Source organism: Pseudomonas sp. D1HM (assembly GCF_019266105.1).
Lineage (GTDB): Bacteria > Pseudomonadota > Gammaproteobacteria > Pseudomonadales > Pseudomonadaceae > Aquipseudomonas > Aquipseudomonas taetrolens.
The window spans coordinates 48141-60334 of record NZ_LRMN01000010.1 but is presented as its reverse complement, the minus strand read 5'-3'; the positions used below and the strand labels follow the sequence as shown (position 1 = coordinate 60334).

The 12194-nt window shown below is 57.7% G+C and carries 12 protein-coding genes; 6 read left to right on the top strand and 6 right to left on the bottom strand.

Going from position 1 to position 12194, the window contains the following annotated elements:
* Positions 1-519: 519 nt before the first annotated feature.
* The 3 genes from AWM69_RS13725 to yegS all read right to left on the bottom strand — a co-directional run bounded on the left by AWM69_RS13725 (position 520) and on the right by yegS (position 3322).
* Positions 520-1326: an MOSC domain-containing protein gene (locus AWM69_RS13725; RefSeq protein WP_218727185.1), complete on the bottom strand. Its 807-nt coding sequence runs from the start codon at positions 1324-1326 to the stop codon at positions 520-522.
* Between the two features lie 74 nt (positions 1327-1400).
* Positions 1401-2336 (bottom strand): chemotaxis protein CheV, encoded by a 936-nt coding sequence (locus AWM69_RS13720; protein WP_131655220.1) that lies wholly within the window; start codon positions 2334-2336, stop codon positions 1401-1403.
* Positions 2337-2422: 86 nt separating this feature from the next.
* Positions 2423-3322 (bottom strand): lipid kinase YegS, encoded by a 900-nt coding sequence (gene yegS, locus AWM69_RS13715; RefSeq protein WP_218727184.1) that lies wholly within the window; start codon positions 3320-3322, stop codon positions 2423-2425.
* A 257-nt stretch (positions 3323-3579) separates the two neighbouring features.
* Here yegS and AWM69_RS13710 point away from each other — a divergent pair, with 257 nt between their 5' ends.
* Positions 3580-5043 carry a mannose-1-phosphate guanylyltransferase/mannose-6-phosphate isomerase gene (locus AWM69_RS13710; RefSeq protein ID WP_218727182.1) on the top strand — a complete coding sequence of 488 codons (1464 nt, stop codon included), beginning with the start codon at positions 3580-3582 and terminating at the stop codon, positions 5041-5043.
* Between the two features lie 25 nt (positions 5044-5068).
* Here the strand turns inward: AWM69_RS13710 and glp are convergent, their stop codons facing one another.
* Complete coding sequence (gene glp, locus AWM69_RS13705) at positions 5069-6295, bottom strand: gephyrin-like molybdotransferase Glp (RefSeq protein ID WP_218727180.1); 1227 nt, start codon at positions 6293-6295, stop codon at positions 5069-5071.
* The gene (gene moaB, locus AWM69_RS13700; RefSeq protein WP_131655224.1) at positions 6279-6818 is read right to left on the bottom strand and encodes a molybdenum cofactor biosynthesis protein B; all 540 of its coding nucleotides are present in this window, start codon (positions 6816-6818) and stop codon (positions 6279-6281) included. The genes glp and moaB overlap by 17 nt, the downstream gene beginning before the upstream one ends.
* A gap of 78 nt (positions 6819-6896) precedes the next feature.
* On the opposite strand from moaB, the gene AWM69_RS13695 reads away from it, so the two are divergent.
* Both AWM69_RS13695 and AWM69_RS13690 read left to right on the top strand, forming a co-directional pair.
* The gene (locus tag AWM69_RS13695) at positions 6897-7106 is read left to right on the top strand and encodes a hypothetical protein (protein WP_218727187.1); all 210 of its coding nucleotides are present in this window, start codon (positions 6897-6899) and stop codon (positions 7104-7106) included.
* 78 nt (positions 7107-7184) lie between these two features.
* The gene (locus AWM69_RS13690) at positions 7185-7406 is read left to right on the top strand and encodes a YgdI/YgdR family lipoprotein (protein WP_048382314.1); all 222 of its coding nucleotides are present in this window, start codon (positions 7185-7187) and stop codon (positions 7404-7406) included.
* A 60-nt stretch (positions 7407-7466) separates the two neighbouring features.
* Here AWM69_RS13690 and AWM69_RS13685 read toward each other — a convergent pair whose 3' ends face one another.
* Positions 7467-8357, bottom strand: a complete 891-nt coding sequence (locus tag AWM69_RS13685; RefSeq protein WP_131655226.1) for a pseudouridine synthase — start codon at positions 8355-8357, stop codon at positions 7467-7469.
* A 263-nt stretch (positions 8358-8620) separates the two neighbouring features.
* Between AWM69_RS13685 and AWM69_RS13680 the strand changes: the two genes are divergently transcribed.
* The 3 genes from AWM69_RS13680 (at position 8621) to AWM69_RS13670 (ending at position 12142) form a co-directional block, all read left to right on the top strand.
* Positions 8621-9322 carry a PspA/IM30 family protein gene (locus AWM69_RS13680; RefSeq protein ID WP_218727178.1) on the top strand — a complete coding sequence of 234 codons (702 nt, stop codon included), beginning with the start codon at positions 8621-8623 and terminating at the stop codon, positions 9320-9322.
* 51 nt (positions 9323-9373) lie between these two features.
* Positions 9374-10003 carry a hypothetical protein gene (locus tag AWM69_RS13675; protein ID WP_218727176.1) on the top strand — a complete coding sequence of 210 codons (630 nt, stop codon included), beginning with the start codon at positions 9374-9376 and terminating at the stop codon, positions 10001-10003.
* Positions 10004-10099: 96 nt separating this feature from the next.
* The gene (locus AWM69_RS13670) at positions 10100-12142 is read left to right on the top strand and encodes a flotillin family protein (RefSeq protein WP_218727175.1); all 2043 of its coding nucleotides are present in this window, start codon (positions 10100-10102) and stop codon (positions 12140-12142) included.
* The last annotated feature ends 52 nt before the right edge of the window (positions 12143-12194 follow it).

The following is a 12194-nucleotide window of genomic DNA, read 5'->3' as shown; positions in this document are numbered from 1 at the left end:
CACCGCGTTTTTGCAGAGAGATTCGCGACGCCTGGATCGCGAACAAGCTCGCGCCTACAGAGGTTTGAGCACCACCCCGCCCCTGTAGGAGCCGAGCTTGCTCGCGATGGCATCACCGCGTTTTTACAGAGAGCTTCGCGACGCCTGGATCGCGAGCAAGCTCGCTCCAACAGAGGTTTGAGCACCACCCCGCCCCTGTAGGAGCCGAGCTTGCTCGCGATGGCATCACCGCGTTTTTGCAGGGAGTCCGCGACGCCTGGATCGCGAGCAAGCTCGCTCCTACAGAGGTTTGAACACCACCCTGCCCTGTAGGAGCCGAGCTTGCTCGCGATGGTATCACCGCGTTCTTGCAGGGAGCTCCGCGACGTCTGGATCGCGAGCAAGCTCGCTCCTACAGAAGTTTGCGCACCACCCTGCCCCTGTAGGAGCCGAGCTTGCTCGCGATGGCATCACCGCGTTTTTGCAGGGAGTCCGCGACGTCTGGATCGCGAGCAAGCTCGCCCCCTACAAAGCGGGGGATTATTCGAGAATCGTCACCGGCATGCCGACTTCCAACAGGCCGTTGCCATCGTTCACCAGGTTCTGGCCGAACATTGTCCCTTCTGCCTGCTTGCGATAGGTCATCAAGGTCGCCAGCGGTTCACGCTGTTCGTCGCGTACACCGGTTTGCGGGTCGATGGTGGTCAGGATGCAACGTGAACAGGGCTTGACCACCCGAAACTCAACATCCCCAATGCGAATGCGCTTCCAGCCATCTTCGGCAAAGGCTTCGCTGCCTTCAATCACCAGGTTTGGCCTGAAACGCAGCATCTCCAGCGGCCTCCCAACTTTGTGGGAAACATCATTCAGCGACGCCTGACCAATCAGTAACAGCGGGTAGCCATCAGCAAACGCCACCTTGTCATCATCCCGGCCATAACCCGCTTCGGTGGTACGGGCGCGTTCAAGCGGGACATGCACCAGCCGTACCGATTTTCCGACAAACTGGCTTAGCCAGTCAGCCGCAGCATCCCCCGCATCCGGGACACGCAAGGTATCGCGCCAGATCGTGACGCCACGCAAGCCGGTTTCGGCATCCGGTACCGGCACGTCCAGCGCATCAAGGCCCTGGGCGCTCAACGTCAATCCGCCGGAGGCATTCCATAAGGCCGAGAGCTGGCTCAGGCCCGGGTCGGCACGCTGAGTCAGGAAGCGTCCGCTCGCTTCGTCCACCAACATCCAGCGCCTGTCCCCGGCCAGACCCAGTTTGTCGAGTCGGGCATGAGACAGGCTTTCGCCTTTTCCCGATTTCAACGGAAAACGATAAAGCGCACTTAGACGCAGCATTGCTCAGCTCCCTGCCAGGTTCAAAAACGCCACAGTATACGAGGCGCCAGCCGCTGTTGCTGCTTCGTTGTGGATCACGCTGGCACTTCGTCACGCAGCAGGCGCTGGCGAACCACATCCACCAGTTTGTCCGGCTGAAACTTGGAGAGGAAATTGTCGCAACCGACCTTTTTCACCATCGATTCGTTAAAGCTTCCGGATAACGAGGTATGCAGCACGACGTACAGATCACGCAGCCGCGGGTCGTTACGAATTTCAGTGGTCAGGCGATAACCATCCATTTCCGGCATTTCGGCATCGGTGAATATCATCAGTAATTTGTCGGTGACGTCTTCGCCCGCATCGGCCCACCCCTTGAGCAGGTTCAAAGCCTTGAGCCCGTCACTGGCGACGTGCATTTTGATCCCCAGCTGAGACAGGGTTTCGCGTAACTGGGACAACGCCACACTGGAGTCATCGACCAACAGCACTTCACGCCCGCGCGCACGCTCAAGGATTGGATCTTCCAGTTTTTCGCGGGAAACCTTGGCACTGTAGGGCACGATCTCGGCCAGCACTTTTTCGACGTCGATGATTTCGACCAGTTGCTCTTCGACCTTGCTGATGGCAGTCAGGTAATGATGGCGTCCGGCACTCGCCGGTGGCGGCAAAATGGCTTCCCAGTTCATGTTGACGATACGGTCCACGCCGCTCACCAAAAACGCCTGCACCGAACGGTTGTACTCGGTCACGATAATCGTGCTGTCGGGACCTGGCACCAACGGACGCATGCCGATCGCTTGGGACAGGTCGATCACGGGGAGCGTTTTGCCGCGAAGATTGACCACACCGCACACGTGGGGGTGGCGGTGTGGCATCAATGTCAGTTTTGGCAACTGCAGCACTTCTTGCACCTTGAACACGTTGATCGCAAACAGCTGTCGACCTCCCAGGCGGAACATAAGCAGCTCCAGTCGGTTTTCACCGACCAACTGCGTGCGCTGGTCTACGGTGTCGAGAATACCGGCCATGAATAACTCCTGGGCGTAAGAACGTGATGTCCTGCGTTATCGGCTGACATGCACGGATCTTGACGCCAGGTCTCGCGTTTTATGTATCAGCCAGGCTGACCGAGCAGTGGGGAGTCCTCCGGCAAGTGGACTTTCAAGGCTTGCTTACGCACGCTGAAACGCAGGCTGTCGCCTTCAAGAGGCTCGCCGTCAAGGTTGATCGACAGTCCTTCGGAGGACTTGATCTCAATCCAGGGTAAACGCGCCCGGATAAACATGTTGTCCAGGCCCCAGCCACCCTCCATCAAGCCTTTCAACGTACCCACCACCTCTTGAGGCGCCGGCAGGATACTGATGTCGAGCAAGCCGTCATCGGCCAGCGCACCCGGGCACAGTTCATGGCCACCACCGGCCTGACGACCATTGCCGATTCCCAGCGCCAGCAATTCGCCCTTCCAGTGGAAGTCCGGGCCTTGCAACTCGGCGTAGGCGGCATGCAGCTCACTGAAGCGCGACAACCCGGTAAACAGATACGCCGCACCGCCCAGCACCTTTTTCAGGTCTTCCGATGTATTGGCCGTGACCTGACTGCCAAAGCCACCGGTTGCCATGTTCAAGAACAGCTCCCCCCCGACCTCACCCAGGTCGATGCGACGGACGGGAGCGTCCAGCAGATCCAGGGCCTGGCGAGGGTCAAGCGGAACACCCGCGGCGCGGGCAAAATCGTTGGCGGTGCCCAGCGGTAACAGCACCAGGCTGGCCTCGGTATCAGCCAGTGCCATGGCCTCGCAAATATCCCTCAGCGTGCCATCACCGCCTCCGGCGATCACATGGGTGTAGCCTGCCTCCAGCGCTTCTTGCACCAAACGTTGCGCATCGCCTGCTTCCCACGTCAGTCGCACTGCCAGTTCCCAACCCAGCTCACGCCGATGCTCAACGGCGGCACGCACGTCTTCATTGAGTGCTTGCTTGCCATGCAAAATCAAAAACGCCTTACCTGCACTCATGTGTCATCCCTCGGAATGTGTGTCTGACTTTTATGGACAACAAAGAAACTGAAAAAGCCCATCAATACGCAATCTCGGCTTAGACTTTCAGGTGTTTTCTTCTTCACCCGCCTGCCGCCTGCATTCAAGTTTCGCTCAATGTCGCAAAACCCGTCAGACTTGCGCGCAAAGCCAGTCACCCGCCGAAGCATTTGATATTTCATTAGCGCAATGAACGACCCTACTGGCAACAATCCCCAGATCAAGAGGCCTTCTGAATGAGCACCCTCATCCCCTGCATCATCGCGGGTGGCGCGGGCACCCGGCTTTGGCCAGTGTCGCGCGAGGCCATGCCCAAACCCTTCATGTGCTTGCAGGATGGCGAGAGCCTGTTGCAGAAAACCTTTCGCCGCGCCGTCGGCCTGCGCGATGCGGGGCAACTGCTGACAGTAACCCAGCGCGATGTGTTTTTCCGCACCCTCGATGATTACCGGTCGCTGAACGATGAAGGCGTCGAACTGGATTTCATCCTTGAACCCTTCGGCCGCAATACCGCTCCGGCAATCGCCGCAGCCGCCTTGCATGTTGCCCGGCATCATGGACCAGAGGCGCACTTGCTGGTACTGCCAGCCGATCACCTGATCACGGACCTTGCCGCATTCGGCGCAGCGGTCGACGCTGCCCGGCGACTGGCCGACGAAGGCTGGCTGGTGACTTTCGGTATTCAGCCGACCAAGGCCGAAACCGGGTTTGGCTATATCGAGAAAGGCCAGGCGCTGAACAGCGAGGGCTTTGCAGTGGCCCGCTTTGTCGAGAAGCCCGATGCGACAACAGCCCGGCAATATCTCGACGGCGGCCTGCACCTGTGGAACAGCGGTATGTTTTGCATGCGCGTCGACAGCCTGTTGCAAGAACTCAAGACCCATACGCCGCAGTTGCTGAGCGCTGTCGCCAACTGCCTTGAGCAGAGCCAGATCTTTAAAGGCAAACAGGAACTCCACCTCGAACTGGACAGCCGTACCTTCGCCCAGGTACCCGACATATCCATCGATTACGCGCTGATGGAGCACTCGCAAAAAGTCGCTGTGGTTCCATGTCAATTAGGCTGGAGTGATATCGGCAGCTGGCAGGCGGTGCGCGAGCTGAGCCCGGGGGATCACAATGGCAACCACTGCAATGGCGAACACGTGCTGCACGACGTGCATAACTGTTACATCGATTCACCCAAACGTCTGGTGGGCGGGGTCGGCCTCAATGACCTGATCATTATCGACACCCCGGATGCCTTGCTGGTTGCCGACGGCAAACGCAGTCAGGAAGTGAAGTTCATCGCCCAGGCGCTTAAACGCCAAGGCCATGATGCCTACCGTTTGCACCGCACCGTTACGCGCCCATGGGGCTCATACACCGTGCTCGAAGAAGGTCCGGGGTTCAAGATCAAACGCATCGTGGTCAAACCCCAGGGTGCACTGTCCCTGCAAATGCACCAGCACCGGAGCGAGCACTGGATCGTCCTCAGCGGTACCGCGCAGGTGACCAATGGCGATCTCGAATACCTGCTTGCCACCAATGAGTCCACGTTTATCAAGCCCGGCAAGCACCATCGGCTGGTCAACCCGGGCGCCGTGGATTTGATGATGATCGAAGTGCAAAGCGGGGAGTATGTCGGCGAGGACGACATCGTGCGTTTCGCCGACATTTATGGCCGGATGCCGCTGGAGACTGATCCGGGCAGCGCCTGACTGCCCGGCCCTTCACTGCCGTGATTTAGCCCAGGATTTCGCTCAACGGGATAAAGCCGACCGGGTCGCCCTCGGCCAGAGTGCTGCCTTCAAGGACCTCCACCAGGCCGTCGGCCCAGGCCGCGCTGCGCAAAACCCCCGAACTCTGGTTTTTGTAGATCACCGCGCGACCGTTCTCCAACCGCCCGCGCAAGTATTCCCGGCGGTTACCGGGTTTAGTCCAGGCAAACCCGGCCGGCACCTGGAACGTCAGCGGGTCGACAGCCTGCACTCCCAGACGACGCAACAGATAAGGGCGAGCCAACAGCGCGAAGGTCACCAGCGTCGAAGCCGGATTGCCCGGCAAGCCAATGACCGGGGTTCCTTTGAAATGCCCGAAGGTGAGAGGCTTCCCGGGTTTGATTGCCAGCTTCCACAGGTCAAGTTCGCCGGCCTCACGCAAGGCCATGCCGAGAAAATCCGACTCGCCGACCGAAACGCCACCCGTGGATAAAATCAGGTCGGCGGCACCCAGCTCCGCCAAGCGTTGACGGGTCGCGGGCAAGTCGTCAGGCAGGATGCCTGCATCGATAACCTCACAGCCCAGTCGAGCCAACCAACTGCACAGCACCCTGCGGTTGCTGTTGTAAATTTGCCCCGGCCCCAAAGGCTGACCAGGCTCGATCAACTCATCGCCCGTCGACAGGACCGCGACTTTAAACCGGCGGACCACCTCCAGCGTGGCGCATCCCAAGGACGCTGCCAGCCCTTGCTCGATCGGTCCGAGGCGAGTCCCGGCAGACAGTACGATTTCGCCAACCGTGGTTTCCTGACCCTGGGGACGAATGTTCTGACCTGTCTTTAAGGCTTCGGTAAACAGCACCCGGCCGTCGGCCATCACCTGGGCGTTTTCTTGCATTTCAACGCAGTTGGCACCCGCCGGCACCGGAGCCCCCGTAAAGATCCGCGCGCAGGTGCCCGGAACCAAGGGTTCGGGTGCATGCCCGGCGAAAACACGTTGACTGACCGCCAACGGCTCACCTGTCCAGTCAGCCAGGTTCAGCGCGTAGCCGTCCATTGCACTGTTGGGCCAGGGCGGAAGATCGAGGGTTGAAATCAAATCGCGGGCCAGAACCCGCCCATCGCTTGCGGCCAGTGCCACCGACTCGCGTTCGCGGACAGGCGAAGCATGCGCCAGCGCCAACAGACGCTCCCGGGCCTCCTCAAGAGGCATCAGCGCGCCGGTGCGACCCGGCTTACCCACGAGAGTCACAGGCCGGTGCCTGCTTCAAATGGGCCACAAAGTTGCAGGGACGATGCCGTGAGTCCAGCTGCTCGGCCAGAATGCCGTCCCAACCGGTGCGTACCGCATTGGTTGAACCCGGCAGGCAACACACCAGCGTGCCATTGGCCAAGCCGGCCAAGGCTCGCGACTGCACGGTCGAAGTGCCTATGTCTGCCAGCGAGATGTGGCGGAACAACTCGCCAAAACCATCAACCTGTTTGTCCAGCAGGCAGCTCACCGCCTCGGGTGTACTGTCGCGGCCGGTAAATCCGGTGCCACCGGTAATCAGCACCACCTGCACGCGCTCATCGGCAATCCAGGTTGCCACCTGAGCGCGGATTTTGTAGAGATCATCCTTGAGCAATACTCGCGCCGCCAACTGGTGGCCGGCAGCATTCAGACGATCGACAAAGACCTGCCCAGAGGTGTCGGTTTCGAGGGTACGCGTATCACTGACTGTCAGCACAGCGATGTTCAAAGGGACGAAGGGTGCGTCAACCTTGGCTTTCATAGGCGAGGTCCAGGGAATAGTAGAATCAGCCCGGAGTTATATCACAGGCCTCTTTTATCGGGTGGAGCAGAGTCCTGCATGAACCCGTTTCAACGCTCCACCCCGTTACTCGCGGGGCTGGCACCCGCGTTCGAGCCAGCCTGGCAGCCGGGCGAGCGCAGCACGCACAAAATCATGCTTCAGCTCAATGCACAGGCCTGGCAATGCGCAGAGAATGGCCCTCGAACAAGCAGTTTCAGCCCCCCGGACTTGCTCTGCCAGGCATTCCTGGCGCATGAACGCCACTAGCCAAGGAACTTGCGGACGATGTATACGTCTCAGGGACAGTCATTTAAAAAAAGTACATTCATTTGTTGGAGAAACACCATGACACATCGGACTCTCGCTGCTCTTATGCTCGCTGCCGGCATGGCCGCTCTTGCTGGCTGTGCTTCGCCGACAGTGATCACGCTCAACGACGGCCGCGAAATTCAGGCAACCGATACACCACAGTACGATGAGGACTCGGGCTTCTACCAGTTCAAGCAACTGGACGGTAAAGAAACCCGCATCAACAAAGATCAGGTGCGCACCGTTAAAGAGCTGTAAGCCTTAACGTCAAAACAAAACCCGCCCTGTGCGGGTTTTGTTGCTTGTGGGCGACGCACATCACCAATCCAGTCGAATCCGGCTTTCAAAGTAGCGTTCCTCCCCGGTCAGCGGGTCGGCAAACCGCAAGCTCCGGGCCAGCAGTTTCAGCGGATTGGCATAGTCATCCGGCGCATCCTTGAGCACGTCGGGGTAGAACGGGTCATTACAGATCCCGGCCCCCAATGCGGCCATGTGTACCCGCAGCTGATGTTTTTTCCCTGTCACCGGGTATAAAGCATAGCGCCACAAGTCGGCATTTTTCTCACAGACCTCGACCCGAGTCTCGGTGTTGCTGACGCCCGGTCCTTCCTGCATCCGAAAAAAAGGCTCGCCTTCTACCAGGCGACTTTTGTGTACCCGCGGCAGTTCGAGATCCGGCAAGGCCCGGGCGATGGCCTCATAGTGCTTTTCAATCCTGCGGGTCGGAAACAACGACTGGTAGGCCGAGCGACTCTGCGGATTGGCAGAAAACAGCACCAGCCCCGCCGTGTGCCGATCAATCCGGTGCAGCGGCACCAGATGCGGATTGTCCAGGGTTCGGATCAAGCGCCGCAGCAGGGTTTGCTCAACGTATTCACCGGCAGGGGTCACCGGCAAAAAATGCGGTTTGTCCGCCACCACCAGATGCTCGTCGGCATACAGAATGGTCTCTTGCACCGGGATCGGCACTTCGTTGGGCACTTCACGAAAGTAGTGAATGCGCAGGCCTTCCTTGTACCCCAACTCAAGGCCAATCGGCGCACCGCTGGCATCCAGCACCCGGCCACGGGCGATGCGATCGAGCCACTGCTCACGACTGATGGCCTGAAAGTGCTCGCACAAACAGTCAACCACCGTCCGCCATGTGCCAGGAGGCAGATACAAGGTACTGGCTTGGTGCTCGGCGGCGTTAAACGGCTGGGTCGACATAGAAAACTCGGAGGGATCAATACAATGCGCGATTATCACTCAGGGGTTGGCGATGGCCTAAGGTAAATCACCTCTCGTTTGCATGACATGACAACCAGAAACGTACTCCAGCGACAACCATTAAGGAATATACCTACATACAAGCATGGGATCCAAACGCTTAACTTCACGGCCAGCATACGAATGATTCCACCCCTCCCAGGCTGGCAATCCAACGTACGGCCAAGAAGCTCTCAAGCCCGCTATCTGTCAGGAGACTCACCATGAATATCTGGAGCAAATTGCTGACCGCACTACGTGGCGGTGCCAATGAAGTCGGAGAAACCATCGTGGATAGCCAGGCCCTTCGCATTCTCGACCAAGAGATCCGAGAGGCTGGCAGCGAGCTACAAACATCCAAGGAAGCACTGGCAGGTCTCATGGCCAAGCACATGCTGGCCAACGTCAATGTCACCGACACCCAGTCCACCATCCACGAGCACGAACAGCACGTTATCAAGGCCCTGGCAGCGGGAGATGAAAGCCTGGCGACCGAGGTGGCGCATAGAATTGCCGCGCTTGAAACGGAGCTCCCCGTCAAGCAAAACCAGGCTGCGAACCTCGGTTCCAGCGTCGCCCAACTACGCAAAGTCGTCACCCGGGCGCAGGAACACCTCACACACCTCACGCAACAGGTGGAGCTGGTCAAGGCGACCGAAAGTGTGCAGCAAGCACAACTAGCCGTGAGCAAACGCACAGGCAACTCTCAGAGCAGCCTGCAAGCTGCACTCCAGTCACTGGCACGACTCAAGCAACAGCAAGCGGAGCGTGAAGCCCTGATCGAGGCCACCACACAACTCGCCGATGAAGAGGCGGTCGATGACGTCCTCGAAGCCAAACTCAAAGCCGCCGGCATAGTGACCACGCAGCCCAGCGCCAGTAGCGTGCTGGCCCGTTTGAGAGAAAAAAGCCTGCGCTGTACCTGATTGTCAACTTGCGCGACTTCCCGATATCCCATTGCTTGAGCCGTACTAGAGATGGAACTTTTTCTGCACACCTCCCTGCACTTTCCCGTCGTACTGTTCAGCTTCCTGCTATGCCTCTCCATCCTGTACTGGATCGTCGCAGCAATGGGAATCCTTGAAGTTGATCTCCTCGACATAGACGCCGATTCATCATCAACACCCGAAGGCCTGGCTGGTGTCTTGCTCAAGCTGGGTCTTCACGGTGTTCCTGTGACCCTGACTTTGACCCTTCTGTTCTTCTTTGCCTGGCTGATGACTTACTACATCGACCTGCTTTTACTGCAGCGTTTGCCCTTGGGCATCTTGCTGTATCCACTTGGTCTGATCGTTTCCGGTATCTGCTTGATGGCAGCAGTCCCTCTGGCCGGGCTACTGGTCAGACCGCTACGTCCGTTTTTCAAAAAACTTGAAGTCAACAGCAATACGTCAGTCATAGGCCGCACCGTGGTTGTTCGCAGCGGCAAGGTGACCTCCGTGTTCGGGGAGGCAACCCTTGAAGATGGAGGCGCCAGCTTGATCGTGCATGTGCGGGCCGATGAAGCAATGGGCTTCAAACGTGGCGATCCGTTGGTCCTGATCGAATACCTGGAGCACGAAAACGCTTATCGGGTTGTATCCGAATCTGCTTTCCAAGGCGATTAAGGACCTCATTCGCCAGCAAGCAACATTCAAAAAACACATCCGGAAGCAACGCTCGGGACAGGCCCCTGCCCCGTGTATTTAAGGAGATGAACTGTAATGAGCTTAGCGATTCTAATGCCTTTCCTGACGAGTCTCGGCTTGTTTTTTCTGTTGATCATCGGATTCTTCACCTTGTTCAAGGCCTTCTATATCAAGGTCCCGCAAGGTACGGCACTGATCGTCAATGACATGTCCACCACCCCGAAGGTGCACTTTACGGGAGCTCTCGTTTATCCGGTCATCTATAAAAAAGAGTTCATGAAGATCTCTCTGATTACCCTGGAGATTGACCGCCGCAGCAAGGATGGCCTGATCTGCCGCGATAACCTGCGCGCCGACATCACCGTCGCGTTTTATTTGCGAGTCAACGAAACCTCTACCGATGTACTCAAGGTTGCCAAAGCTATTGGCGCAGAGCGCGCTTCAGACCGTATCGCCGTCAACGAGCTGTTCAACGCCAAGTTCTCGGAAGCCCTTAAAACTGCAGGCAAGCAATTTGACTTCGTGCAATTGTTCGAAGAACGTCAGAACTTCCGTGATCGCATCCTTGAGGTGATCGGCAACGACCTTAATGGTTACGTGCTTGAGGACGTGGCAATTGACTATCTGGAACAGACGCCAAAGAACTCTCTCGATCCGAGCAACATCATGGACGCTCAAGGCATTCGCAAAATCACTGAGTTGACGGCGACACAAAACATCATCACCAATGAATTCGAGCGTAACGAAGAGCTGGCCATAAAGAAGAAAAACGTCGAGACACGTGAGGCAACGCTGGCACTCGAACGCCAGCAAGCAGATGCAGAGGCCCGACAGAAACGCGAAATCGACACCCTGCTTGCCCGTGAAGAAGCCGAAACATCCAAGGTTCAGGAAGAGGAACGACTGAAAGGGGAAGGCGCACGCATTCAAACTCAGCAGGAACTGGACATCCGTGCCGAAAACCATCTTCGCGAAGTGGAAGTGGCTCAACAAAACCGGCAACGCGCCGTCGCCATCGAAATTGAAAAAGTGACACGTGCCAAAGACCTGGAAGTTGTTGCCCGTGAGCGCGAAGTTGAGTTACAGCGTATCGACATGGAGAAAGCACTGGAAGTGGAACGCAAGAACATTGCCAGCGTGATCCGGGAACGCGTTGCAGTAGAAAAAACCGTCGCCCAAGAAGAGGAGCGAATCAAGGAGGTTCGCGAAGTTTGCGAAGCAGAACGTGGCAAACAAGTGGTTGTATTGCACGCCCAGGCCGAGGCAGAACAGGAGCTGGTTCGTCAGGTCAAGCAAGCCGAAGCAAACGAAACCTGCTCCAGACACAAGGCCATAGAGATCAATAACCTGGCACAGGCCGAACTGGAAGCGGACGCCAAGCGCGCCGACGCCAAAAAGAAGCTGGCCGAAGGTGTGTCAGCGGAGCGTGCCGCGCCCGGTATCGCCGACGCCAAGGTCATCGAAGTAACGACCGCGGCCAAGGAGAAAGAAGGCTTTGCCGAGGCCAGGGTGCATGCCGAACGCTTGCTCGCCGAGGCCAGGGGAGAAGAAGAGAAAGGCCTCGCCCACGCCCGCGTTCAGGAAGCACAGGCATTGGCCAAGGAGAAAAATGGCTTGGTCGAAGCCAGAGTCATGGAAGAAATGCTCACGGCTCAAGCCCGGGGCGAACAACAGCTCGGTAGCGCCAAGGCAACGGCAACCCAGGAACTGGGAGCAGCTCAGGCACAGGTACTTCTGGAGCGTCTGAGTGCTGAAGCCGAAGGCCTGAGCAAGAAATTCAACGCACTGGATGCGCTCAGTGACAACGCCCGTCAGCACGAAGAATTTCGTATGCAACTGGAAAAAAACCTCGAGGAAACATTGGCCACTATCGCAGCCAACAAAGACATCGCCAAAGATCAGGCAGAAGTACTGGCAGCGGCCATGTCCAAGGCAAACATCGATATCGTCGGTGGCGAGGGCGACTTCTTCAACGCTTTTGCCAAGTCTCTTTCCGTAGGCAAGGCAATAGAGGGTGTTGTGGGTAAAAGTCCCGTGGTTCAGGACATTCTGGCCCGAGTCCTGAACATTCGTAATCAGGACGCCTCCCCTCTTGCCACATGTGACGACCAAAACTAGAACAACTTAGCAGCCTTCGTTCGACGGCCAACCTTATATCAATCATCCACCT

Coding starts and splice junctions, on each gene's coding strand:
- AWM69_RS13710 (WP_218727182.1), top strand. CDS start 3,580: ATGAGCACCCTCATCCCCTGCATCATCGCGGGTGGCGCGGGCACCCGG.
- AWM69_RS13680 (WP_218727178.1), top strand. CDS start 8,621: ATGAATATCTGGAGCAAATTGCTGACCGCACTACGTGGCGGTGCCAAT.
- AWM69_RS13695 (WP_218727187.1), top strand. CDS start 6,897: ATGAACCCGTTTCAACGCTCCACCCCGTTACTCGCGGGGCTGGCACCC.
- moaB (WP_131655224.1), bottom strand. CDS start 6,818: ATGAAAGCCAAGGTTGACGCACCCTTCGTCCCTTTGAACATCGCTGTG.
- AWM69_RS13720 (WP_131655220.1), bottom strand. CDS start 2,336: ATGGCCGGTATTCTCGACACCGTAGACCAGCGCACGCAGTTGGTCGGT.
- AWM69_RS13690 (WP_048382314.1), top strand. CDS start 7,185: ATGACACATCGGACTCTCGCTGCTCTTATGCTCGCTGCCGGCATGGCC.
- AWM69_RS13675 (WP_218727176.1), top strand. CDS start 9,374: ATGGAACTTTTTCTGCACACCTCCCTGCACTTTCCCGTCGTACTGTTC.
- AWM69_RS13670 (WP_218727175.1), top strand. CDS start 10,100: ATGAGCTTAGCGATTCTAATGCCTTTCCTGACGAGTCTCGGCTTGTTT.
- AWM69_RS13685 (WP_131655226.1), bottom strand. CDS start 8,357: ATGTCGACCCAGCCGTTTAACGCCGCCGAGCACCAAGCCAGTACCTTG.
- AWM69_RS13725 (WP_218727185.1), bottom strand. CDS start 1,326: ATGCTGCGTCTAAGTGCGCTTTATCGTTTTCCGTTGAAATCGGGAAAA.
- yegS (WP_218727184.1), bottom strand. CDS start 3,322: ATGAGTGCAGGTAAGGCGTTTTTGATTTTGCATGGCAAGCAAGCACTC.